Raw genomic sequence first — 23,896 nt, 5'->3', positions numbered from 1 at the left:
CGCCCCCTCAGAGACAGAACGCTCCCGGATAATGAATATCCGGGAGCGCTAAGGAGAGATTATGGCGTAACGGGCGCGGGGGAAACGGGGGCCGGTTCGGTCGACGTCACTTCACCCGCGGAGACGACTCCGGCCTGCATGGTTTGCGTGACCTGCTGTTTATTCGCATTCACGGCGTGCAATTGCCCATTCACTGTGGGCTTGAGCGGCGCGTCTGCCTGCACCGTTCCGCTGGCTGTCAGCTGAATATTACCGTCACCGGCGATCGGCAGTGCCGGCCAGCCCCATTGCTGTAGAACGTTCACCGGGACACCGCGGCCATTCAGGCTGATCTGTGTCTGGCGCGGCGGTAACTGTGACACGCTGGCGGTCGCTTCCAGAATCCCTCTTTCCGTAAAAGCGCTCAGTTCGCTGATATTCACCGTGTTGGCGTTGGCAGCTAAAGACAAGGAGGGGCGGCGCACGTCAACGCGGTTGAAGGTGGCGGCGGCGGCATTCAGGGTCGCGTTTCCGCTCCAGACGCCCCATTTCTGGTTCTGGACCAGCCCCAGATTCGCGCCATAACCATCCAGCGCGGTCAACTGCCACGGGAATGTCGGGTCGATATCAATCACCAGGTTGCGGCTGGCAGTAAATTTCTTCAGCGTCAGGCTGTTCAGCCATGTCGGCAGCGGTTGCATCCAGCGCTGTTTCCAGTTTTCCGGCAGGGTGTACTCGATGCCCGCGATGGCTGCGTCATCGAGGATAAGGGCTTTACCTTCCCGCAGCCAGTTGCCGGAAGTCCTGACCATTCCGCCTTCCCAGCGGGTAGTGAACTGGCGCAGCGCGATACCTTGCGGCGAAAACTCGGCATTCAGAATAGGGTCGAACAGATGCAACGAGCCAAAAATGAACTCGCTGGCATTCATCGACAATTTGCCTTCCTGCGTCTGCCAGTCGTCTTTGCTGAAGGTCAGATTGCGCAAACTAAGGTCAAGGTCAGTGACTGCCCAGTCTGGTCCCTGTAGACGCGCGTCAGTGACCTCAAGGCGATTAATCTGTAGCGATGGAATGGCGTTCAGCGGCGCGAAAAAGTCGGCCAGCGATTTATCGCTTTGCAGTCGGATGTCGTTCAGCCGCAGATTCTCCACCATCCAACTGCCATCAGCATGGCGTTTTGCCACACCGGTTAACGCACCGCGCGCGATATCTGCGCCGATAGTGCTTAATGTCACCTGTTCGTTATCGATACTGCCTTCAATCAGTACGTTAGCAGCAGGAACGTCATTTAGTGTCAGAGAACCCGCGCTGAGCTGAATCTGCGCTTTGCTGCCGAGCACTTTACCGGCTTCGGGCAGCCAGGGAATGATGCCACCATTAACCCGCTGAGCGCTCAGATCCCACTCGCTGCCCGGGCTATTAAGCGCCATATCCTGCAACTGCAGGCGGTCAGACTGAAAGGGGAGCGGTGCCGTCTGAGGCGAAATATTAAGGGTACCGTTTTGAAGCAGGATCGTATCGACATGCCGTGGATGTGTCAGTTGGCGAGTACTCAGCCCAATATCGACCGCTTTTGCCACGAGCGTGGCTGGTTGACCATCACGCCCAAAGGTGACGTTTTTCAGCAGGATATGTGAAGGAGAAGAAAAACGATGGTCCATCGCCTCAAAGGATAACTGATAGTCGCTGTGCTCAGATATCCAGGCACTGATGTGTTCTGCGCCCCAGCGCGTTTGCAGCAGGAAATAGAGGCCGAGAATCACCACCAGAAGGGCGATCAGCACATAGAGAATCAGCTTTCCAATAAATTTCATGGTCTTCCATCCTGCGAAGGGCACATAGTTGAGTTATGCACGATTTACGCGCAATCCTCAAGGCAGGAATCGTGAAAGAGTATGATAGCGACGGTGAATTTGAATCACCGTCGCATAGCCTTTACTGCTTTTCAGGCGGGAAAATCAGGTTCAGTACGATAGCGGTTATACCACCCGCAGCAATACCGGAAGAGAGCAGGTTTTTCACCCAGTCAGGTGCAAACTGGAGGATCAGCGGCTGCTGAGAGACGCCAAGACCGACAGCCAGTGACAGCGCAATAATCAGGATTGCGCGGCGGTTCAGGGGTTCGCGGGAAACAATGCGCACGCCAGAGGCCGCGATAGTCCCGAACATAACCAGCGTTGCCCCGCCGAGCACTGGCTCAGGGATATGCTGCACAAAGCCGCTCACCGCCGGGAACAAACCGAGCACGATCAGCATCAGCGCAACCACAAAGCCAACGTAGCGGCTGGCCACGCCGGTTAACTGAATGACCCCGTTGTTCTGTCCGAAACAGGAGTTTGGGAAAGTGTTAAAGACCGCAGAGACGAAGGAGTTCAGGCCGTTTGCCAGCACACCGCCCTTCAGACGCTTCATGTACAGCGGGCCAGAGACGGGCTGTTCGGAAACGTCGGACGTTGCGGTGATATCGCCGATGGTTTCCAGCGAGGTAATCATAAACACCAGCATCAACGGCAGCAGCAGATTCCAGTCAATGCCCAGCCCGTAGTACAACGGCGTCGGCACCATGATCAGATCCTGGGAGGCTGGCGCGTTGTTTTCCGGCAGCATGCCCATAAACCATGCCAGCGCATAGCCCGCCGCCATAGCGATAACCAGTGAAGCCACGCGCAGGTACGGGTTACGCTGGCGGTTGAGCAGAATAATCAGCAGCAGCACAACGCCTGCCAGCATCAGATTCTTGGGCGCTCCAAACGTGTTGTCGCTCATCGCGGCATAACCACCACCGATGGACGTCAGCCCCACCTGAATCAGCGACAGACCGATAATCATCACCACTACGCCCGAGACCAGCGGGGTGATGATACGACGCGCGAGATGCAGAATCCGGGAGAGCACCATCTCCGTGCAACTGGCCAGCATCAGGGTGCCAAACAGCGCCGCCATCATTGTGGGGACGTCTGCACCGCCGGTTTTCAGTGCGGTACCGCCCATAATCAGCGGTGCCACGAAGTTGAAACTGGTGCCCTGAATCGATAACAACCCTGAACCCACCGGACCCCAGGCTTTAATCTGAATAATGGAGGCCACGCCAGAGGCGAACAGCGACATACTGATAATGTGTTGCGTATCCTGAGCCGGTAACCCCAGCGCCTGACAGATGAGCAGCGCCGGCGTAATGACCGCAACGAACATCGCCAACAGATGCTGACAGGCGGCAAACAGGGTTTGCGGAAGCGGCGGGCGATCTTCAAGACGATAAATCAGTTCGCTGTTTTGAGTCTGCGCAACCGGTTGCGCATTTTCCGACTCGAGGGTGTTAACAGACATCAATGATAATCCCGTGATGACAAAGCGGGCATTTTATCTGACCAGATGGTAAAAGCAAACGTTTGCGAGTAGGTATTCTTAATATTTAAAATGGATGAAATCACATTTTTATATAACTTTTCCCTCTTTTCTGCTTAAAATCCATGCCGAATTACTACTAAAAGCTAAAAATATCCGCAGGAATAAGACATCAGTGCGTAACTGATTCAGACGTACTCAAGGAGCTTTGTATGTTTCAACTCGATACCTTATCAACCCTTGTTGCCGCAACGCTGACGTTGCTACTGGGGCGTAAACTGGTTCAGTCAGTCTCCTTCCTCAAGAAATATACGATTCCTGAACCCGTTGCTGGTGGGTTGCTGGTCGCATTGGCCCTGTTAGTACTGAAAAAGAGCATGGGCTGGGAAGTGAATTTCGATATGACGTTGCGCGATCCGCTGATGCTGGCGTTTTTCGCCACCATCGGTTTAAACGCCAACATCGCCAGCTTACGGGCGGGCGGTCGCGTGGTGGGAATTTTCCTGATCGTCGTCGTGGGGTTGCTGCTGATGCAAAATGCCATCGGCATTGGGATGGCCAGCCTGCTGGGACTTGATCCACTGATGGGGTTGATTGCAGGTTCGATCACGCTGTCTGGTGGCCACGGTACTGGTGCCGCCTGGAGCAAGTTGTTTATCGAACGCTACGGCTTTGCTAACGCGACGGAAGTGGCGATGGCGTGCGCCACTTTTGGTCTGGTTCTTGGTGGGCTGATCGGCGGGCCTGTGGCACGTTATCTGGTCAAACACTCCACCACGCCGGACGGTATTCCGGACGATCTGGAAGTGCCTACCGCCTTTGAAAAGCCGGACGTCGGGCGCATGATCACCTCGCTGGTACTGATTGAAACCATTGCGCTTATCGCCATCTGTCTCACCGTGGGTAAGATCGTTGCGCAATTGCTGGCGGGGACAGTGTTTGAGCTGCCCACGTTTGTCTGCGTGTTGTTTGTCGGCGTGATTGTCAGTAACGGCCTGGCGCTGGTAGGTTTTTATCGCGTTTTTGAGCGTGCAGTCTCTGTTCTCGGGAACGTCAGCCTGTCGCTGTTTCTGGCCATGGCGCTGATGAGCCTGAAGCTGTGGGAACTGGCTTCACTGGCGCTGCCGATGCTGGCAATCCTGGTGGTGCAGTCCATCTTTATGGCGCTGTACGCGATATTTGTCACCTGGCGAATGATGGGCAAAAATTACGATGCAGCTGTGCTGGCGGCGGGACACTGCGGCTTTGGTCTGGGGGCGACGCCAACCGCGATTGCCAATATGCAGGCGATTACCGAACGTTTTGGTCCATCCCATATGGCGTTTCTGGTGGTGCCGATGGTCGGCGCGTTTTTCATTGATATCGTCAACGCGCTGGTGATTAAGCTGTATTTACTGTTGCCTATTTTTGCGCAATAACGAGAAGGTGCGGTGGTGATGAACCACCGCGCTTTTGCATCGCCATCAGGATCAGGCGTTAGAATAGCGTTCTGTTTCAGGCATCCAGCGTTCGATTAACGCTTTTGCCTCTTGTGGGTAACGTTCATGAATATGACGAGCAATACGCTGAACTTCCGGAATAATGGCCTGATCTCGCAGTAAATCCGCCACTTTGAATTCGGCATTCCCCGTCTGCCGCGTACCCAGCAATTCACCGGGTCCGCGAATTTCGAGATCTTTTTGCGCAATCACAAAGCCATCGCTGCTGTCGCGTAACACCTGCAGGCGTTTCTGGGCTGTTTTCGATAACGGCGACTTGTAGAGTAGTACGCAGTGTGAGGCCACCGCGCCACGGCCGACGCGTCCACGTAGCTGGTGTAACTGTGCTAAACCGAGACGTTCCGGGTTTTCGATGATCATCAGACTGGCATTGGGGACATCCACACCGACTTCAATCACCGTGGTGGCGACAAGCAGGTGCAGTTCGCCCTGTTTAAACGCCGCCATCACCGCCTGTTTTTCGGCAGGCTTCATGCGCCCATGGACCAGGCCGACGTTCAGTTCTGGTAGCGCGAGTTTTAACTCTTCCCATGTAGCTTCAGCGGCCTGCGCTTCTAACAAATCAGATTCTTCAATCAGCGTACAGACCCAGTAGGCCTGGCGACCTTCCTGCGTACAGGCGTTGCGCACGCGGTCAATAATATCGCGGCGACGCGTATCCGGAATGGCAACCGTTGTGACAGGAGTGCGTCCGGGGGGCAGTTCGTCAATGACGGAGGTATCGAGATCTGCGTAGGCGGTCATCGCCAGCGTCCGAGGAATAGGCGTAGCGGTCATGATCAACTGATGCGGATGGAAACCCTGTTGCTGGCCTTTTTCCCACAGTGCGAGGCGCTGATGCACGCCAAAACGGTGCTGCTCGTCGATGATGACCAGCGCAAGGCCGTTGAACTGCACCTGTTCCTGGAAGATCGCGTGCGTTCCTACCACCATTTGTACCTGTCCGCTGGCAATCGCATCTTGTTGCGCCAGACGCGCTTTGCCTTTCTGCTTGCCCGCCAGCCAGCCGACTTCTACACCCAGTGGAGCAAACCAGTTACGGAAGTTGTTGGCATGCTGCTCCGCCAGTAACTCGGTCGGGGCCATCAGCGCGACCTGTTTTCCATGCGCAATCGCTCGCAGAGCGGCGAGTGCGGCGACCAGCGTTTTACCGGAGCCGACATCACCCTGCACCAGACGCATCATGGGGATATCGAGCGCCATATCGTGCTCGATTTCCGCTACCACGCGGGCTTGCGCGCCAGTCGGCTTAAAGGGCAGCGAGGCTAACAGTTGATTTTTCAGCGTGTCGTTGGCGTTCAGTGGTTGAGCATGAAAACGCTGTGCGCCTGCACGGAGCGCCAGCATACTCAGGTTATGCGCCAGCAACTCTTCCAGAATCAGACGACGTTGCGCCGGGTGTTGCCCGGTTTCGAGATCGCTTAACTGGAGCGTCGGCGGTGGGCGATGCAGCGTGCGAAGCGCTTCAGGCAGACTGAGCATGCCCTGCAGCAATTCCGGCGGTAAGAGTTCGGCAATGGCGCAGGTATCCAGCAGATCCAGCGCCTGATCGGTGAGCTTGCGCAGTGTTGCCTGTTTCACCCCTTCGGTAGTGGGATAAACCGGGGTGAGGGTTTCCTGCAATGTTGGTGTACTGAGATCGCCCTGGACACGGTATTCCGGGTGGATCATCTCTGCACCGTACTTCCCGCGCTTCGCTTCGCCATAAGCCAGTACGCGTCGTCCGGTGGCGAGGCTGTTTTTCATCGCCGCGTTGAAGTTGAAAAAGCGCATTGTCAGGATGCCGGTACCGTCGCTGATCTGACAGGTCATCATCCGGCGACCCCCGAAAGTGATGTTACAGTTCAGCACTTCCCCTTCGACAGTGGCGTATACGCCGGGCAGCAGTTCGCCAATGGGATAGAGTTGGGTGCGGTCTTCATAACGCAGAGGGAGGTGTAACAGCAGATCCTGCACGGTGTGCAGACCAATTTTTGCCAGTTTGCTGCTCTGCGCTGCGCCAACGCCCGTTAGTGAACTGAGCGGGACAGCATCTAACAGGCGCCCACTCATGATTTACTTCGCCGCCTGCATGGTGGACCACCAGGCATCATCGGCTTCAATCGCACCTTGCTTATTGATATGCGGATAGGGCAGCCCTTTGCGTTTGGCGACTTTCGCCAGTACCGGATAGCCGCCTTCAAACAACAGGCGCTGCTGTTCGCCTTCCGGCAACATGCTGTTTTCGCGCAGATACATCCCGGCATTCTGCCGCTGGCGCTGCGCTTCATACAGAATCAGCGCTGAGGCAACGGAAACGTTAAGCGATTGAACCATGCCGATCATCGGGATGATGATATCCTGATCCGCCAGGTCCAGCGCTTCCTGGGTAATACCCGTTTTCTCCTGCCCCATCAGGATACAGGTCGGACGTGTGTAATCGATTTCGCGGAAATCGACGGCATTATCAGAGAGATGAGTTGCCAGAACCTGCATGCCCCGGCCTTTTAAATGCGTGACGGCATCGCCAATTGTGCGGTGGGTTTTCACCTGCACCCAACTGTTGCTGCCTGCCGCTGCTGAGGCCATGGTGCGCATACGACTGCCTGGCCAGACGGCGTGGACTTCGTGGACGCCGACGGCATCTGCAGTACGAATAATCGCAGAAACGTTATGAGGTTTGTGGACCTGCTCCATGCAAACGGTCAGGTCCGGCTGGCGCCTGGCGAGCATCTCACAAATACGTGCATAGCGCTGTAGGTTCATAAAACTAGTTTCGGTTACGGGTGACTTTTATCACGTCAGGCATCACGCGAATTTTGCGCATGATATTCGCCAGGTGAACACGGTCGCGCGCAGTAAGGCGAATAAAGGCGCTGTAGACGCGACCATCCTTCTCTTCAGTATTCAGGCTCTGAATATTAGAGGTGGTGGTGTTGATCGCCGCCGTCAGATTTGCCAGCGCACCCTGGTGGTTAAACATATCCACTTTGATCTCGGTGATGAATTCCTGCTCCGTCTCTTTGTCCCATTCCACCGCCATAAACTTCTCTGGCTCTTTCTGGTAACCACGGATGTTACGGCAGGATTCATGGTGAATGACCAGGCCTTTACCCGGACTGACGTGGGCAATGATCGGATCGCCCGGAATCGGACGACAGCATTTGGCAAAGGTAATCAGCACGCCATCTGCGCCTTTAATAGGCAAATGACCGTGGCCGGGCATAGCAGGTTGGATTGCGGAGGCATCGCCCTGCTGCAGGTTTTTCGCTACCACCACGCTCATGGCATTGCCGAGGCCGATTTCTGCCAGCAGATCGTCAAGCGTCGCAAGCTTCATCCGCTCAAGTTCACGCTGGATACTCTCTTGCGGGATTTCAGCCAGCTTACGACTGCCACCTAACGCATGGTTGAGCAGGCGACGTCCCAGACTGACAGAATCATCGCGCTTGAGGTTCTTCAGCAACTGGCGGATCTTGGCGCGGGCTTTTGAACTGACGACGAAGTTAAGCCATGCCGCGTTCGGACGAGCCCCCGGCGCGGTAATGATTTCGACCGTCTGACCGCTGGTCAGCGGCTGTGACAGCGGATAGGGCTGTCTGTCGACGCGTGCGCCGACGCAGGCATGACCGATATCGGTATGCACCGCATAAGCAAAGTCGACAGGAGTGGCACCGGCAGGCAGTTCGACAATGCGCCCTTCCGGTGTGAAAACGTAAATCTCATCCGGGAACAGATCGGATTTCACGCTCTCGATAAATTCAAACGAGCTACCTGCGCTTTGTTGCAGTTCCAGCAGGCTTTGCATCCAGCGCTGGGCACGAATCTGCGCGGTAGTACTGGTTTCGCCGTGCTCTTTATAAGCCCAGTGCGCCGCGACCCCCATTTCGGCCATCTGGTCCATATCCTCTGTACGGATCTGGACTTCAACCGGAACGCCGTGTGGACCGATCATCGACGTGTGCAAAGACTGATAGCCGTTCGCTTTTGGAATGGCGATGTAGTCTTTTACCCGTCCAGGACGCGGTTTATAGAGACTGTGCATCTGGCCGAGCACGCGATAGCAGGTGTCGGCGTCATGGACGATTACACGGAACGCATAGATATCCATGATCGAATGGAAACGCTGCTCTTTAAGCACCATCTTGCAATAGATGGAATAGAGGTGCTTTTCACGACCACTCACACGGCATGGAATTCCCGCTTCCTGCAGTCGCCCTTCGATTTCAGAGAGGATTTTTTGGATCATCTCTTTGCGGTTGCCGCGAGCGGCTTTAACCACCTCTTTAATCACGCGATAGCGGTTCGGGTACAGCGCCTCAAAACCCAGCTCTTCAAGCTCGGTTTTAATGTGATGAATACCTAAACGGTGCGCCAGCGGGCTATAGATCTCAAGGGTTTCACGGGCGATGCGGCGACGTTTGTCCGGGCGTAATGAGCCCAGCGTGCGCATGTTGTGGGTACGGTCGGCGAGTTTGATGAGAATGACGCGGATATCCTGCACCATCGCCATAATCATCTTGCGAAAGTTTTCGGCCTGCGCCTCTTTCTTATCGCGAAACTTGAGTTTATCAAGCTTCGACACCCCCTCTACCAGTTCAGCAACGCTTTTACCAAACAGCTGCTCCATGTCCTGGTAGGTGGCGGGAGTATCTTCGATCACGTCATGCAGCAGCGCAGCCATCAGCGTTTCATAGTCGAGTTTCATCTCGGCCAGAATACAGGCTACGGCAACAGGGTGCGTGATATAAGGTTCACCGCTTGAACGTGTCTGGCCCTCGTGAGCGTCACGTGCAACGAGATACGCCTGCCGAAGACGTTTGATTTGGTCTTCCGGCAGGTAGTGTTGAATCAGTTGATTCAGGCTTTCAAACAGATACAAGGGCGACCCGCTTTGTGATTAACGACGACCTTCAGCAATGGCGGTTACGGCTTGTAATTCAGCGGCTTCCTGCTCTTGCTGTTCCTGGCGCTCACGGACGTCGAGGATCTGGTTGTTGATCAGACCTTCTTCGATTTCGCGCAGCGCGATTACGGTAGTTTTATCGTTTTCTTCCGGTACGAGCGGATCCTTTCCGCCTACCTGCATCTGACGAGCGCGACGCGCGGCGACCAGTACCAGGTCAAAACGGTTACCAATTTTCTCTACAGCGTCCTGAACAGTTACGCGTGCCATACTTAAAATGCTCCACAGGTGAAGAAATGACTGGGCATGATACTGAAAGTGGGTTCAGTCTGCCAACAGTTTGCTGATTAAAGCGTCATGACGCTGCTTTTGGCGGCTCATGCGCAGACGTTCGGCGCGAATAATGGTTTTCAGATCGCCCAGGGCGGTGTCGAAGTCATCATTCACAATAAGATAATCATATTCGGCGTAATGGCTCATTTCTGCAACAGCTTGCGCCATACGTTTCGCAATCACCTCTTCGCTATCCTGTCCACGACCCCGCAAACGGCGGTCCAGTTCCAGTTTAGACGGCGGCAAAATAAAGATACTGCGCGCATGCGGCATCTTCTTACGAATTTGTTGCGCGCCCTGCCAGTCGATATCGAGAAAGACATCTACCCCGGAAGCCAGCACTTGCTCAATGGCTTCACGCGAGGTGCCATAGTAATTGCCAAAAACTTCTGCGTGTTCCAGAAACGCGTCGTTGCCAATCATGGTTCTGAATTCGTCATGAGCCACAAAGAAATAATGTTCGCCGTGAACTTCACCCGGGCGCGGAGCGCGCGTCGTGTGCGAAACAGAAACCTGGGTGTCATACAACGGTTGGGTTTTTAACAAAGCCTGAATCAGGCTGGACTTACCCGCGCCACTGGGGGCAGAAACAATATAAAGCGTGCCTTGAGCCATGAGTATCTTACGTATGTGATTATCGAAAATGAACCTACATACGGGCTTATTATACACGTCACCGCTACGCGACGTAGTCTTTGTCACACTTTTTACGCCAGATTATTGCTTTTTGCGCGCCTGTTTCCTGATTTACGCAACATTCTCTGCAAATGAGCGGAATCACTGGAAGCCTGAACGCAATCTACACTTTTGTCGCTCGGCGCTGCCCACACAACGCGCTATATCTGCCTGGAAACGTACAGCGGAGAGTGGCGATGAAAGTTGGGACAGCGATGTTGATGGGGTTGTGGTTATGGCAGGCGCAGTCCTGGGCGGTATGTCCGGTATGGTCGTCTGCGAGGGCTCACGAAGAGATCTCTCGTTTGCAACAGCAAATTGCGCAGTGGGATGACGCCTACTGGAAAGAGGGAGTGAGTGTGGTCGAAGACGGCGTCTACGATCAACTGCATGCACGACTGCTTCAGTGGCAGCACTGTTTTGCTGACGACTCTCCGCCCAGCCAGGCGTTGCCTTCACCGGGTGGTACGGTCCCTCATCCCGTCGCCCATACCGGGGTACAAAAGCTGCCTGACAAGCGAGCTGTGCAGCAATGGATGCGCGGGCACAACGATTTGTGGGTACAGCCGAAGGTTGATGGTGTGGCGGTTACGCTGAAATATCAACATGGCAAACTGACGCAGGCGATCAGCCGTGGCGATGGCCTGAAGGGCGAAGACTGGACGCAAAAAGTACAGCTGATGCCAGCCGTGCCGCAAACCGTGGCGGGGGCGCTGACAAACAGCGTGTTACAGGGTGAGATCTTTCTGCGACGGGAAGGGCATATCCAGCAAAAAATGGGCGGGATGAATGCCCGTTCGAAGGTGGCGGGTCTGCTGATGCGCAAGACCAGCGTAAGCGACTTATCATCACTGGGGATTTTTATCTGGGCCTGGCCTGATGGCCCGCAGACAATGTCCGAAAGAGTCAACCAGTTGAGTGCAGCGGGTTTTACACTAGCGAAGGCATTCACGCTGCCAGTTGACAACGTTGAGGCCGTGGAGCGGGCGCGTACGCACTGGTGGACGTCCGCTTTACCCTTCGTTACCGATGGGGTCGTTGTGCGAATGGACAAGGAACCTGCGTCCCACCAGTGGTTACCAGGGCAAGGGAGTTGGCTGGTTGCCTGGAAATACCCACCCGTTGCGCAGGTGGCGGAGGTCACCGCGATTCAATTTATGGTCGGCAAAAGCGGAAAAATCGCCGTTGTAGCAACACTTGCCCCCGTCATGCTGGATGATAAACGGGTACAACGGGTGAATATCGGTTCTGTAAATCGCTGGAAAGAGTGGGATATCGCCCCTGGCGATCAAATCCTGGTGAGCCTTGCCGGACAGGGGATCCCACGTATTGACGATGTCGTCTGGCGGAGTTCAGACCGGGTTAAACCGATACCTCCTGATAATCGCTTCAATTCATTGACTTGCTTTTTTGCTTCCGCATCGTGTCAGGAACAGTTTATCTCCCGCCTGGTCTGGTTGGGCTCTGGCGCTGTTTTAAAGCTGGACGGTGTGGGTGAGGCGGGCTGGCGGGCGCTTCATCAGCAGCATCACTTTGAACATATCTTTTCATGGCTGGCTTTAACTCAGGAGCAGATTCAGCACACGCCGGGATTTGCGAAAGCAAAAGGTGAGCAGGTATGGCATCAGTTTAATTTGGTTAGAAAACAGCCTCTTATTCGCTGGATACAAGCGTTAGGCATCCCGTTACCACTGGTGGCGCTCAATGCCAGTGGCGATCGTTCATGGCGGCAGTTGTCAGGGCGAACTGAATTGTACTGGCAACAACTTCCGGCAGTCGGCCCGCGTCGCGCACGTCAGGTGATGACATGGCTGGACAACGCGGAGGTCAAACAGCTGAGCCACTGGTTGGCAGCTCAGCAGATTGAGAGCTTCATTCCTTAGTGGCTTTCGTGGTGGTAGTAAAACACCGGCAAACCCAGTTTAAGGCGCAGCGCCAGAAGCCGGGCGACAAAGCCAAACATCAGGGTTGAGATAACCACGATATCCTGACTGGAAACATAGTGTTGCAGGACGATATACAGCACGGCAGAGGCGAATGAAACCCCGGCGTACAGCTCTTTCTGAAAAACGAGCGGAATACGTTTACAGAACATATCGCGCAGCACTCCACCGAAGACGCCGGTGGTGACTGCTGCAACGACGGCAATGATTGGCCCATGCCCCATATCCAGGGCCACCTGGGCGCCGATAATGGAAAAAACCACCAGGCCTAAGGCATCCAGTACCAGGAACACCTTGCGCAGGTAGGGCATGACGGGAGCCACAATAGTCGTCAGGACTGCCGCTGTGGCGACAATAATCACGTATTCGGGATGTTTAACCCAGCCCAGAGGATAGTGGCCGAGCAGAATATCGCGGACAGAGCCACCGCCGATGGCTGTTGCGGTGGCAATAATAATGACGCCGAATGTATCCATCCGACGACGACCCGCCGCCAGCGCGCCGGTCATGGCTTCGGCAGTGATTCCTATCAGGTACAAAACGTGTAACAGCATGACTCCCCCCAGTATTTTGGGGACAAAGAGTAACGATTTGTGCTCGTCGTCACGATTGAGATTTTCTAAGGTGAGTGATTTTTAATAACTTCAGGTAATGTGAAATCGTTATTCTTCTGCGGTGGTGCGTGGTATGAGGGTTTTTTTATCAATAAAATGAATGAGAAAAACTAAACTGAAGATGTCCACAATTTAGCGTGAGTCATGAAAAACGTAGCACCGCCATTGGCTGACGGGCTACGCGGAAAGACACCTTACTCGATGTTGAATCTGAATGTTGAGTGTATCATTAATGTTATGATTTATATGTGTTTTATGAATTGATGTGGATGATTAAGTACACTCATAAGTACACAGATGTTGGGGGTGAGAGGTTATGAGTTGATATTGACAATTCACTATTGGTTTTACTTTTTTGTCGTTGCTTGACAAATCACCATAAGTGCAAGATTATTTGCTTGTCACATCTTCTTGCCTCAACCCTATATACCTGCTCTGTAAAAGAGGAACCTTTTCTGATGATGCAACCTTGGGAACTTAACTCCGTACTCACCGCTGATCGATTAAAACAGCTAGCATCTCTGATAAGAGATGTCAGGGATGATGTGATTGATCTGCATGATGACGAGATTGGTGATACTGCCCGTAGTACTGGTATGAGGGCATACGAGTGTTCGCGTTCACGTATCATTCGTGCGGTAAAGGATGGAAAAAATTGGCCTTGGTTAGGAATTGTGAAACCTGACGGACGATTTACCTTTTCGATTCAATCAGTTCCTGTGAGGCTATACAGAGGTAAACCGAGTTGTCCAGAAGAAAGAAGATTAATTCCTTCAATTGAAGCGTTAAGGCAAATGTCATGCCTTGAGCCAGAAGTCGGTGATGTTGCTGCTGTACTCTGGTTTTTTGCTATCGAATTGGATGAAATGCGATACGTTGAGCGCGTAACATTTGTCGGTTTCCTTGAAGGTCAGCAGATTTCGTGTTGGGAAATTCCTCTTGATGAGCGGGTTGTTGCTTTTGGCCCTGCCATGAGTGAATTGCCTCAGCCAGTTGAAACGAAGAAAGCGTCAGTCTCTGTCAAAAAGAAAGACAAAAAAGCAGAGAATGATGGCGAAGATAATGGTCAGTAAGGTATGTATTTAGATTTCTATGGTGAAAGATTAAGGCTGGCTCGTTTACTCAAAGGGGTAACTCTTCAAGAGCTTGGTGATGCAGTATCTGTTTCCAGACAGGGTATACACCAATATGAAAGCGATGCAAGGGCTCCTTCAATGGATGTCAGAAACGCTTTGGCAGAGTACCTTAATGTATCTCCTGGCTTTTTTGGTATGCCTATGTCTGGAGATGTAAAACCGGAGCAATGTCATTTCCGGAAGAGACAAACAACTCCAGTAGGAGTAAAAGAGCGTGTGCAAGCATATAGCACGGTGCTTGAGCAACTAGTAGTTGAGTTGCATGAGCATTTGGATATGCCTCAAAATGGATTTAACTTAATCGATAATACAAAGATTACTGAACTGACCCCCCCCATTATTGAAAAAATTGCTGAGGGGGCCCGTGTCAGATGGAATTTATCTGCTGATGCTCCGATCGACAATATGGTTAACGTGCTGGAAAATCAAGGGGCTATTGTTACTTGTTTCGATGGTGTTTCTGATAAAGTCGATGCTCTATCTGTAAACAGAAAATATCCAATAATAATAAGGAATACTGCAAAGGAAAGTGTTTGCAGAATGAGATTTGATTTGGCCCACGAATGTGGCCATTTAGTTATGCACGATGGCATTGAAACAGGTTGTAAACAAACGGAAAGGGAGGCAGATGCGTTTGCTAGTGCATTTCTATTCCCGAGGAAGTCATTTGCCAGTGAATTTCCAGCCTGTTTAAATTTTGATGGTTCTTTTAATTGGAAAAAAATATACGATCTAAAAGTTAGATGGAAGGTGAGTGCAAAGGCAATAATCTTTAGAGCTCACTTTTTAGGATTTATAAATGCACAGCAGTACAGAAGTGCTAATGTCTGGTTCAGCCAAACTAGGCAGTCACGACAAGAGAAGCTTGATGATATTCTTGAAATGGAAGAGCCTCATATACTGAAAGAAAGCATCATTGTTATGAAAGAGCACTTAGGTGTAACATTTAAAATGATGGCCGATAAATTAGGTGTAAAACCTGTATTGTTGGCGAGTGTAACAGGGATGGAGTATAAGGAAACTGCCTCTGATATTTATGATGATGTGGTTGTTCCATTCAGGTTTTGATAAATGCCCCTTAAGATGGGGCTTTTTTTAGTTGTATGAAACAATCATTAATGTGATTTGGCCTGAAACAGCTATGTGCGGAATCATAACTATTCTAGTCGGCATCCTGTACCAAAAATAGACGTCACTGTATTGATAAATTGTCAGCAATACAATTTAAAAATATTAAGCCTGCAGTATGCTTTCTTTTAACAAGATGTAGAGCTTATCACCTAACTTGAAAGCAATCAGTTTAAATAACCATTAACAGTAATTGCCGATATCCCCCTCTATTATTGATTAATATATCTAAATATATTCAGCATTTCGCGTAAATGCTTTGGCTTGAATGGTTGTGACAATGGGAGTAGTTTGCACAAGATTATTACACTAATTAACGTGGGAAGCTAGAATAAGCAATATCTATGAGTAGCTAAGTCTATTAATTATATAATGAGATGGTACCAGGTTATTTATCTATAAAAAATAACTTTTTTTATTTTTCCAATGATGGTTGATAAATATCTTTAATGAAGATATTGATAAAAATATAACATACTCTCTCGGCTATCAATGATCAGTTACTTTTAGTGCGTGAAGTTATTAACATTAATCATTGTAAATCAACTCACAAAACCTGATTTCTGAGTGATGCACAAGAAAAAGTTGTGCTAAAATTTATGGATTGATGTTGTTGAGTTACGAAAAGTGAGGTTTATCAATGTCATACAAAAATTTGATAGTAGAAGGGTGTGAAGATAGAGAGGCTACTAACGACCAGACTTGTGTGGAGATCGCTTATGTCAGTAGACATAACGACAATATTTATGATTTACGGATGGAATTAGATAAAAGAGAGACTCTTGAAGCTTTCAAAAAAATTCTCACTAAAGAAATTATTTTTGATTAGGTAATTATATGACTAGCACAGCAAGAAAATTAAAAATAAATAAAGCTATTGATGCTAATGATAATACATCTTCAATGAAAACTATTGAAGGTCGTCAATCTACTGACATTTTTTTAGGTTTGTGCGGATTTGCAGGATGTGGAATCAAAACTGTTGTCGATGTTATAAAAGAGGTAGCCGAAACTTGGGGGTATAGTGTTGTCCACATTAGGATTAGCGATTTAATGCAAGATCCCCTTTACTTCGAAAAGATCTTAATTGAGCAACATCTTGATAATAGCATTGTTCGGCATTTAGCTATGCAAAAATTAGCTAATGGATTAAGAAGAAATTTCAAGAGAAATGAGCTTTTATCTGAAGCGGCAATCGCTGCTATAAATGCTGATAAAAACAAATCATCCAGCACTTCTGAAGCTACTTTATATATTATTGATCAATTGAAGCGGCCTGAGGAGATTGAGTTATTCAGGGTTATTTATCAACATAATTTCTATTTAATGGGAATTTTAAGAGATCAAGAGCATAGGATTAGAAACTTAAGAGAAGATGGTGTCACGAAAAATGACATTCCTTTAATCATGAATGTTGATGATAAGTCAGATGATGATTATGGGCAAAGGACAAGTCAGGCAATACTTACCTCTGATTTTTTTGTTAAAAACAACCAAAGTCAGAAAAAAGGCCTTGAAAATAAAATTGATAGATTTTTTGGACTTATACACGGAAAAAATGGTCTGACCCCGACTATAAATGAAAAGGGTATGTACGCAGCATTTTCAGCATCATTACAATCAGCATGTTTATCAAGGCAAGTCGGAGCCGCTCTCTTTGATGATGAAGGAAACCTTCTCGCCATAGGCAAAAATGACGTTCCCAAAGCTGGCGGTGGGCTTTATGTCAGTGATGATGGTGAAAAAGATCATCGTTGTGTGCATAAAAGTGGAAAGTGTTATAACGTATCAAGCAAGTTAAAAATTAAAAATAAAATACATGATATCCTTCTAAAGGAAATTAAGTCCTCATTAGGCTCAGATCCATCAATGGAGCTAATCTTGAGAAGGTTAGAGGCCATAACACCTAATATTACTGAGGCCATTTATAAAGGTAGTAACATTTCATCCATTATGGAGTATTCAAGATCTATCCATGCAGAGATGGATGTCATTACAACAATGGCAAGAAAGTCGACCGAAGGGGCAAAAGGTAAAATTCTTTTTACCACAACTTATCCTTGTCATAACTGTGCAAGGCATATTGTATCTTCTGGTATTAAGAAAGTTATATATATCGAACCATTCGATAAAAGTCTTGCATTAGATCTTCACGATGACTCGATTACAAAATCTGAGGATCACTCGAAAGTAATTTTTTCAGACTTCGAAGGTGTTGCCCCAAGAAGATATAATAAATTCTTCATGCCTACAGATGAAAGAAAAGATGAAATCACTGGTGAAGCATTTAAGTTTAATACTAAATATAAAAATCATATTGATGTACAATATCTTGATAGCCATAGGAAATATGAAGATATGGTCGCTAAGAAATTCTTATCAGAGGTCGCGAAACAAGATGCTACACCTTAAGTTTTACAGCTAGAAGATATATTATTATCAGGATATACTATAAAGTAGTTCTTTCTGGATGTATCCAGAAAGAACTACTATTATTTTTTCTTTTTAATAAAGATTGAAAATTAGAGTTTTTAAATAATCCTTTTGAGGCAAGTATGATCTTAACGTTCAAACCACATTGTAAATTGTGATTATAATAAAGCTAATAAGTCCCGCAGACCAAAAGTAAGTTGATATACGTTATTTTTTNTAATGATAGTTACATTTTGAGTCTTCAATTTATATTTAAGATAGTTCTTTTTTATGAGTTCTTCTTGCATCTGATTGTTATAAATCATTAATCGTAAGAATGGGTTCTCCATAGATGATATTTCTTTTAGTAAAAGTGCTTTTTCTTTTTTACTTCTTAATTTTTTCTTTGGTTTGACGCGAGCTTCAATTCTTAATAGATTTCTGTAATCCTTGTTAAGCTCCAAATACTCATTTTCTGTTTTAAAGGAATTAAAAAGATTCCTTTGCATGTATATTTTTTCATAACAAAGTATACTTATTTTTGACCTTGTACTTCCTAACCTTAATCCGGGTAATCCATTTTTGTGATGAAAGTATTGAGATGCACCTGAATTTTTTAATGACCACAAATAGTCTTTAAGTTTACAATCATAAATGTCCAATGCCACATCTATTTGTGTAATCCAAGATCTGCGTATGGTTTTAATAATGGCCTTTCCGAATTGTGATTTCATCCATTTTATAAATTCTTTAAATTCATTATCACTAACATGTTGTGGCCGAAAATCAAATCTTATACTTCCAGTGTTATTATTTACAGGAACATATGCGATGTGCAATATCAAACTTGGAATCTCTTCTCTACTAAATATGTTGATTGCTTTCTTATATGGATGACCTTCCTTTAGTTTTGTGTGAGTTATGGCGTATTTATCGTTTGGGAGTTTATTGCAGTTTTTGAGTGCAGAGTGTATTTTAATTTTTTCATCCTCAGTAGAAAAACTACTTACAAGAGTGGCTTTGTCTATTCTTATCTTTAATTCATGATTGTGAAAACTCTTTCCTGCACTAATAGAAAGCCTCGTTTCAATGTTTTTCATGTTTAAAAGCATATAATTTTCCGTACAATGCCTTTCCATATATAAATGGATCGTGAATTTGAGTGCACCTCTATACATAGGATTTTATATAGGTGGGATATAGGTGGTATATAGCGTGCTATTAGAGGGAACTAGATAAAGCTAAGAGAACTCTGAAAGGATTAGTTCATATTGCTTCTACTAACTGACGACTTGCTATCCATTCCAAAACCTCCTCTTCTCGCCATGCAACTGCGCGTGCTCCGGTTAGGCTAACTTGTCGAGGAAACGCACCTGCTTCGATTTGTCGATAGAGCGTTGCACGAGAAATTGCGCATAGTTCCAGGACCGTTTTCACCTTGATTAGACGTTGATTCGGCATTGTTTGAATCCACAATAAAGCGCATCGGATTGATACCTCTACGATTTACAGTTTTGCAGATTGAATGAGCGAAAAACTTGTAACATGTTGAATTTAATGATTTTTATTTATTTTCAATGGTATGTGTTTTCGAGGCATTCGAAAGTTTCGAAAGTTTCGAACGCCGAAAATTCTAGAATTTCTGGGTTTCAAAAAAAGTTCAGCGGCGGAAAATTTCAGGTTTTCCATGTGAAAAGTTTCGCGCCTACTGAGCGAAAAAGGTGAGTTTGGTAGATCTTGAGAGCAGCCTTTTTTTGCTGCTTTCAACGAATACTAAGATAAAAAAATGACTAGTATTACGACATTAGATTGGATTTTAAGGAGGGATTTTTAATCAATTAACTCGAAATGATATAGATGTCATGCAATTAAAATAAGGAGCTTTCATGGCATAGACATATTTATGTCTAAAAAGCTTGTTGAAAGATAGCTTAATTATGTGTATTCATCTAGGAAAATGATTAATACCCTGCGTTGTTCATGTGTTAAACGAGGCCAAATTTGTTCAAATCTGTTCTTTAGATCTACATCTTTCACTGGAACAAATTCTGGTTGTTCGTTCTTATCAGAGGAGTTCTCATCAAAGCAATCAATGAAAAACCAACCAATTGGCGTATTCATTTTTATGGCAATATTTACAAGATGTGCGACATTAATTTTATTGGCTCCTCTTTCATAACGTGAAAGTTGTTGCTGGGAAATATCCGCATACTCGGCTAATTGCTGTGCAGTCATACCAAGTTCTTTTCTGCGCATCTGGATACGCTGACCAACCATCTTATCAGTGACTTCGGATGCAAGCTTCGCCATTTCCCCGCCTTGTTTCCAACGTATATGTCTATAAAAGACATTTTGCGGGTGTTTTACTCTTGCATGAACATCGATAATGGATTATAAATTAATTTTTACTCCTTTATGGATGACTTGGCTTCAAAAAAGTCCATTTTTCTAACTTTAAACCGTCATAAAATGACTTAACTTAAATTTGTTCTTACTTTATTAGACTAGCAAGTAATAGTTTTTCCTAATACCAATCGCAAATGAGTGAAATATGAAAAATTCATCTATCGCTAAAATATTAAGTATCTCGTTGTTTTTTTCTTGTAATGTTGTTTATTCATCTCCGAATAATATCCATCTACAAGAAACAGTAAGCTCAACGTCAACTCAGCAAGATGGAGTGACAAACGAAGATGTATTAAAATATTTGTCTGAAAAATATAGTAATGAAATATCAAGTTTAGGACTTACAGAGGAGCAACTCAATTCTAATATTTATGTTCGTGCAAGTTTGAATGATAACTTTGTATTTTTCTCAAATCTGAAACAGTTTGTCTCTGTTTTTTTCGACCTTCCAAACCTTCAGTCAGTTAAACTTGTTAAGTATAATAATTATATAGGTTTCAAAGTAAAACTTGCTGGGCGTCCTGCAACAGGATTTGCACTCTATCAAGAGGATAATGAATATTTCTTGAAGGGTGTTATAAATGATAAAGGACTCATTGCTGCTGAGAATATCGAAGAAGAAGGCCTAGTATTTAACTCATATTACTCAGTTGCTTTTGTCGTATTTAATAAGAATGGTGTTAAATATTAACCTTATATAGGTATAGATATGAAATATTTGACTACCCTACCATTGATGATTTTATGTTTTTCAGTTCAAGCGAGTGATTTTAAAAAAACAAATGGAATACTCTCTTTGTATCAGAGCGAAAACCACACCCATTTCGGTATTAATTCTTCATATGGAACTACATCGGGAGTATGCGAGATAGGAGGTGAATTAACACCTATTGACGCTCGTAAAGGGCAACGTAACCGTTGGATTTATAGTGACCAGTCAAGCATGTGTGTCGTGTTGATAAGTGAATTAGAAAATGGTGCCATGCAGGTTATTTCGAAGGATTGTGATCAACATTGTGGTGTAACATCTATAGGTTCTATAGACGGCACATATAATAAATGAATGATTACTTTAGCCTGATTGTTTTCAGGCTAAAGTAAATGTTAATAGTGTGCAATGTTACGCTATTTCTTTTCTTATTGGTTCAACGTTGTAATCATTACCTTTTTCCAATGTTGTAAGTAGCTCAGCCCATATAGTTAGAGCTTGCTTACGTTCTTCAAAATATTGATAGCGATTATATATACCTTCAACACCTTTGATTTTATGATTTAAACAGCGTTCTGCTATCACCGGATCTACCCCCAGTGCAGCTAAATGGGAGCGGGCAGTTCGCCGAAAATCATGTATTGTGAAATTTGGCACATCTGGCATATTTGACCTTATTTTAGCTAGCGCGACGGGCAAGGTACTTTCCTGAATATGAGGAATCATGCGGTGCTGCATTTTTCTTGCCGGGAGAACCCATTCACTGTTGCCGGACATGGTTTGTAATTCTTTAAACCAGCCAACAACGGGTGCCGCTAGTGGGATATCGATACCATCGCCATTTTTAACGCGCTCAGCTGGCAAATGCCAGACGCCTTCGTCCAGATCAATTTCTGACCATCTGGCACCACACAATTCCATCTTTCGACAGCAGAGGGCTAAAATGAGCTTCATTGTTAGTTCATTCTGACGAGAAAAACCTTTGGTTAAAGGCATTACCTGAAAGAGCTGTACCAGTTCATCCCGACTTAACCAGCGCTCGCGGCTTTGTTCTTGTCCTCCTGCATCAGATATATCAAATGCACTTGCTGGATTCGAAGCTAGCATGTGCCGCTTGATTCCATAATCAAAGATCCGTCGAGTCCACCTCAGGACGTCATTGGCAACGGTAGGGGCTCCTCGTAGAAGGATCTTTTGCAACATATCATCAATATGATATGGGCGAACGTCTTCTATTCGTAGATTGCCTAAATTAGGATTTATATCTTTTTCGATTCGTCGGCGCAGTATGTCGGGGTGCTTCCAGCGTTTAAGTATCTGGCGTTCAAAATATTCGCTGGCTAATTGGGAAACCCTCAGTGCGTGTTTTTCAGACTCGATTTTTTTGAGAGCATCAGCTTTGCGCTCTTGCTTCTCTCCGGCTACGTCATAACCCAATGCTACACGTGCTGAGAGCTCTTTGGCGGTCTCTCGCGCCCTTGCTAGTGAGAGTTCAGCATAGGAACCGATACCCATTACCCGCTGTTTTCCAGAGAAACGATAGCGAAAGCGCCAGAATGGAGCTGCATACTTCTTTGGAAAACAAAGATATAAGCCGTTACCATCCGACTTTGCTTCGAAGCGTTCGTCAGCTCTGATCCATGCCTTGATTTGTATGTCTGTCATTTTTGCCATGTATGACTCTTGCTTATGTGCTGTGCGTACATATTCATGATGCCATAAAAGTCATTATGTACATAGATAAGTACACGCTAAACATGCGCTGTAGTGATACACCATGAGACAAGGCGATAAAGAAAGAGCCCTTTAATACGGGCTCTTAGAGGAGGTTTTAACTTGGGTGAGACAAAGTGAGATCGTCTGAGATATTACTCAATGTTCTGAATCTGCTCGCGCATTTGCTCGATTAAAACTTTCAGTTCGATGGCGGAATTGGTCACTTCCGCATTAATGGATTTTGACGCCAGCGTATTCGATTCTCGATTGAATTCTTGCATCATGAAGTCCAGACGGCGGCCTACTGCCTCTTTTTTCTTCAGGATGTTGTAGGTTTCTTTAACGTGGGCGTCCAGGCGATCCAGTTCTTCTGCCACATCAATGCGCTGTGCCATCAGGACCAGTTCTTGTTCCAGACGGTTATTTTCCAGTTGGACCTGAGCGTCTTCAAGCTTAGCGACCAGACGCTCGCGCTGCCATTGTAGAATTTCTGGCATATGGGCGCGGACCTTAACAACTTCAGCGCTGACGCCTTCCAGACGTTGTTCGATCAGCGTTTTCAGTGCCTGACCTTCCGTTTCGCGGGCAACGATGAAATCGTCGAGCGTGCCGTCGAGTGCGGTCAGGATTTCTGCAGCAATGGCGTCCAGATCCTGCTCCTGTGCTGCCATAACACCGGGCCAGCGCAGGATATCGACCGGATTGATTTCCCCTTCATCACTCTGCATTTTGACCCAGTTAGCTGCATTCACGAGTTGTTTTGCGAGCTTTTCATTCAGGATGAGCTCGCCCTGCGCGCTGGCATCGGGTTCAAAGCGCAGCATGCATTCGACTTTACCGCGCGTCAGGCGCGTACGAATGCGTTCACGAACAACAGGCTCAAGGCTACGGAACTGTTCCGGCAGACGAAAGTAAGTTTCCAGATAACGCTGGTTTACCGAGCGCATTTCCCAGGTGGCGCTACCCCATTCACCCTTGATTTCACGCCGGGCGTAGGCGGTCATACTGCGGATCATAGACGTTCCTGTTTTTAAAGGAGAGATGGGAGGATTATAGCCATCCCGGCCTTGTCAGGATAGGAATAACCGCCGGAAGTCCGTATAATGCGCAGCCACA

General features: G+C 47.4%; 19 protein-coding genes. 7 read left to right on the top strand and 12 right to left on the bottom strand.

The window, feature by feature from the left end; genetic code table 11:
- Window positions 1-59: 59 nt before the first annotated feature.
- Window positions 60-1,793 (bottom strand): AsmA family protein, encoded by a 1,734-nt coding sequence (locus tag AOY24_RS20095; protein WP_054177229.1) that lies wholly within the window; start codon window positions 1,791-1,793, stop codon window positions 60-62.
- Between the two features lie 121 nt (window positions 1,794-1,914).
- Window positions 1,915-3,306, bottom strand: coding sequence for a xanthine/proton symporter XanP (gene xanP, locus AOY24_RS20090; RefSeq protein ID WP_042998645.1), 1,392 nt, complete (start codon window positions 3,304-3,306; stop codon window positions 1,915-1,917).
- 230 nt (window positions 3,307-3,536) lie between these two features.
- Between xanP and gltS the strand changes: the two genes are divergently transcribed.
- Window positions 3,537-4,742 (top strand): sodium/glutamate symporter, encoded by a 1,206-nt coding sequence (gene gltS, locus AOY24_RS20085; protein ID WP_042998644.1) that lies wholly within the window; start codon window positions 3,537-3,539, stop codon window positions 4,740-4,742.
- Window positions 4,743-4,793: 51 nt separating this feature from the next.
- Here the strand turns inward: gltS and recG are convergent, their stop codons facing one another.
- The 5 genes from recG to gmk are packed head-to-tail and all read right to left on the bottom strand — an operon-like array spanning window position 4,794 to window position 10,656.
- Window positions 4,794-6,875 carry an ATP-dependent DNA helicase RecG gene (gene recG, locus AOY24_RS20080; protein WP_054177228.1) on the bottom strand — a complete coding sequence of 694 codons (2,082 nt, stop codon included), beginning with the start codon at window positions 6,873-6,875 and terminating at the stop codon, window positions 4,794-4,796.
- A 3-nt stretch (window positions 6,876-6,878) separates the two neighbouring features.
- On the bottom strand, window positions 6,879-7,568 hold the full coding sequence (trmH, locus tag AOY24_RS20075; protein ID WP_054177227.1) for a tRNA (guanosine(18)-2'-O)-methyltransferase TrmH: 690 nt from the start codon (window positions 7,566-7,568) through the stop codon (window positions 6,879-6,881).
- Window positions 7,569-7,572: 4 nt separating this feature from the next.
- Window positions 7,573-9,684, bottom strand: a complete 2,112-nt coding sequence (gene spoT, locus AOY24_RS20070; protein WP_042998641.1) for a bifunctional GTP diphosphokinase/guanosine-3',5'-bis pyrophosphate 3'-pyrophosphohydrolase — start codon at window positions 9,682-9,684, stop codon at window positions 7,573-7,575.
- Between the two features lie 18 nt (window positions 9,685-9,702).
- Window positions 9,703-9,978, bottom strand: a complete 276-nt coding sequence (gene rpoZ, locus AOY24_RS20065) for a DNA-directed RNA polymerase subunit omega (protein WP_000135058.1) — start codon at window positions 9,976-9,978, stop codon at window positions 9,703-9,705.
- Between the two features lie 54 nt (window positions 9,979-10,032).
- Complete coding sequence (gene gmk / locus AOY24_RS20060) at window positions 10,033-10,656, bottom strand: guanylate kinase (protein WP_054177226.1); 624 nt, start codon at window positions 10,654-10,656, stop codon at window positions 10,033-10,035.
- A gap of 257 nt (window positions 10,657-10,913) precedes the next feature.
- Between gmk and ligB the strand changes: the two genes are divergently transcribed.
- Window positions 10,914-12,599, top strand: a complete 1,686-nt coding sequence (ligB, locus tag AOY24_RS20055) for an NAD-dependent DNA ligase LigB (RefSeq protein ID WP_054177225.1) — start codon at window positions 10,914-10,916, stop codon at window positions 12,597-12,599.
- On the opposite strand, the gene AOY24_RS20050 is transcribed toward ligB, so the two are convergent.
- Window positions 12,596-13,213, bottom strand: a complete 618-nt coding sequence (locus AOY24_RS20050) for a trimeric intracellular cation channel family protein (protein WP_042998638.1) — start codon at window positions 13,211-13,213, stop codon at window positions 12,596-12,598. The two genes, ligB and AOY24_RS20050, sit on opposite strands and share 4 nt — an antisense overlap.
- 518 nt (window positions 13,214-13,731) lie before the next feature.
- Here AOY24_RS20050 and AOY24_RS25440 point away from each other — a divergent pair.
- From AOY24_RS25440 to AOY24_RS20030, 3 genes are all read left to right on the top strand, one after another.
- A complete protein-coding gene (locus AOY24_RS25440) occupies window positions 13,732-14,346 on the top strand; it encodes a hypothetical protein (protein ID WP_235507537.1) in 615 nt (204 codons plus the stop codon).
- Window positions 14,347-14,349: 3 nt separating this feature from the next.
- The gene (locus tag AOY24_RS20040) at window positions 14,350-15,477 is read left to right on the top strand and encodes an ImmA/IrrE family metallo-endopeptidase (protein WP_024906640.1); all 1,128 of its coding nucleotides are present in this window, start codon (window positions 14,350-14,352) and stop codon (window positions 15,475-15,477) included.
- 897 nt (window positions 15,478-16,374) lie between these two features.
- The gene (locus AOY24_RS20030; RefSeq protein WP_054177224.1) at window positions 16,375-17,949 is read left to right on the top strand and encodes an anti-phage dCTP deaminase; all 1,575 of its coding nucleotides are present in this window, start codon (window positions 16,375-16,377) and stop codon (window positions 17,947-17,949) included.
- A 1,266-nt stretch (window positions 17,950-19,215) separates the two neighbouring features.
- On the opposite strand, the gene AOY24_RS24255 is transcribed toward AOY24_RS20030, so the two are convergent.
- Both AOY24_RS24255 and AOY24_RS20020 read right to left on the bottom strand, forming a co-directional pair.
- The gene (locus AOY24_RS24255; protein WP_072185420.1) at window positions 19,216-19,410 is read right to left on the bottom strand and encodes an AlpA family transcriptional regulator; all 195 of its coding nucleotides are present in this window, start codon (window positions 19,408-19,410) and stop codon (window positions 19,216-19,218) included.
- A 474-nt stretch (window positions 19,411-19,884) separates the two neighbouring features.
- Window positions 19,885-20,259 carry a helix-turn-helix domain-containing protein gene (locus AOY24_RS20020; RefSeq protein WP_054177222.1) on the bottom strand — a complete coding sequence of 125 codons (375 nt, stop codon included), beginning with the start codon at window positions 20,257-20,259 and terminating at the stop codon, window positions 19,885-19,887.
- A gap of 241 nt (window positions 20,260-20,500) precedes the next feature.
- Between AOY24_RS20020 and AOY24_RS20015 the strand changes: the two genes are divergently transcribed.
- Window positions 20,501-21,046, top strand: a complete 546-nt coding sequence (locus tag AOY24_RS20015) for a hypothetical protein (protein ID WP_152967214.1) — start codon at window positions 20,501-20,503, stop codon at window positions 21,044-21,046.
- Between the two features lie 18 nt (window positions 21,047-21,064).
- Window positions 21,065-21,418: a hypothetical protein gene (locus tag AOY24_RS25065; protein WP_072185419.1), complete on the top strand. Its 354-nt coding sequence runs from the start codon at window positions 21,065-21,067 to the stop codon at window positions 21,416-21,418.
- A gap of 57 nt (window positions 21,419-21,475) precedes the next feature.
- Here the strand turns inward: AOY24_RS25065 and AOY24_RS20010 are convergent, their stop codons facing one another.
- Entirely contained in the window at window positions 21,476-22,738 is a 1,263-nt protein-coding gene (locus tag AOY24_RS20010) for a site-specific integrase (RefSeq protein WP_054177220.1), read from the bottom strand.
- A gap of 194 nt (window positions 22,739-22,932) precedes the next feature.
- The gene (locus AOY24_RS20005; RefSeq protein ID WP_042998637.1) at window positions 22,933-23,796 is read right to left on the bottom strand and encodes a YicC/YloC family endoribonuclease; all 864 of its coding nucleotides are present in this window, start codon (window positions 23,794-23,796) and stop codon (window positions 22,933-22,935) included.
- Window positions 23,797-23,896: the final 100 nt, after the last annotated feature.

It is taken from the genome of Citrobacter sp. CtB7.12 (genome assembly GCF_001297795.1).
Classification (GTDB): Bacteria; Pseudomonadota; Gammaproteobacteria; order Enterobacterales; family Enterobacteriaceae; genus Citrobacter_A; species Citrobacter_A amalonaticus.
This window is presented reverse-complemented; position numbering and strand designations above follow the sequence as displayed.

Coding starts and splice junctions, on each gene's coding strand:
- AOY24_RS20050 (WP_042998638.1), bottom strand. CDS start 13,213: ATGCTGTTACACGTTTTGTACCTGATAGGAATCACTGCCGAAGCCATG.
- AOY24_RS20010 (WP_054177220.1), bottom strand. CDS start 22,738: ATGGCAAAAATGACAGACATACAAATCAAGGCATGGATCAGAGCTGAC.
- AOY24_RS20015 (WP_152967214.1), top strand. CDS start 20,501: ATGAAAAATTCATCTATCGCTAAAATATTAAGTATCTCGTTGTTTTTT.
- AOY24_RS25065 (WP_072185419.1), top strand. CDS start 21,065: ATGAAATATTTGACTACCCTACCATTGATGATTTTATGTTTTTCAGTT.
- AOY24_RS20020 (WP_054177222.1), bottom strand. CDS start 20,259: ATGGCGAAGCTTGCATCCGAAGTCACTGATAAGATGGTTGGTCAGCGT.
- gltS (WP_042998644.1), top strand. CDS start 3,537: ATGTTTCAACTCGATACCTTATCAACCCTTGTTGCCGCAACGCTGACG.
- AOY24_RS20095 (WP_054177229.1), bottom strand. CDS start 1,793: ATGAAATTTATTGGAAAGCTGATTCTCTATGTGCTGATCGCCCTTCTG.
- xanP (WP_042998645.1), bottom strand. CDS start 3,306: ATGTCTGTTAACACCCTCGAGTCGGAAAATGCGCAACCGGTTGCGCAG.
- AOY24_RS25440 (WP_235507537.1), top strand. CDS start 13,732: ATGATGCAACCTTGGGAACTTAACTCCGTACTCACCGCTGATCGATTA.
- ligB (WP_054177225.1), top strand. CDS start 10,914: ATGAAAGTTGGGACAGCGATGTTGATGGGGTTGTGGTTATGGCAGGCG.
- gmk (WP_054177226.1), bottom strand. CDS start 10,656: ATGGCTCAAGGCACGCTTTATATTGTTTCTGCCCCCAGTGGCGCGGGT.
- AOY24_RS24255 (WP_072185420.1), bottom strand. CDS start 19,410: ATGCCGAATCAACGTCTAATCAAGGTGAAAACGGTCCTGGAACTATGC.
- recG (WP_054177228.1), bottom strand. CDS start 6,875: ATGAGTGGGCGCCTGTTAGATGCTGTCCCGCTCAGTTCACTAACGGGC.
- AOY24_RS20030 (WP_054177224.1), top strand. CDS start 16,375: ATGACTAGCACAGCAAGAAAATTAAAAATAAATAAAGCTATTGATGCT.
- AOY24_RS20040 (WP_024906640.1), top strand. CDS start 14,350: ATGTATTTAGATTTCTATGGTGAAAGATTAAGGCTGGCTCGTTTACTC.
- trmH (WP_054177227.1), bottom strand. CDS start 7,568: ATGAACCTACAGCGCTATGCACGTATTTGTGAGATGCTCGCCAGGCGC.
- rpoZ (WP_000135058.1), bottom strand. CDS start 9,978: ATGGCACGCGTAACTGTTCAGGACGCTGTAGAGAAAATTGGTAACCGT.
- AOY24_RS20005 (WP_042998637.1), bottom strand. CDS start 23,796: ATGATCCGCAGTATGACCGCCTACGCCCGGCGTGAAATCAAGGGTGAA.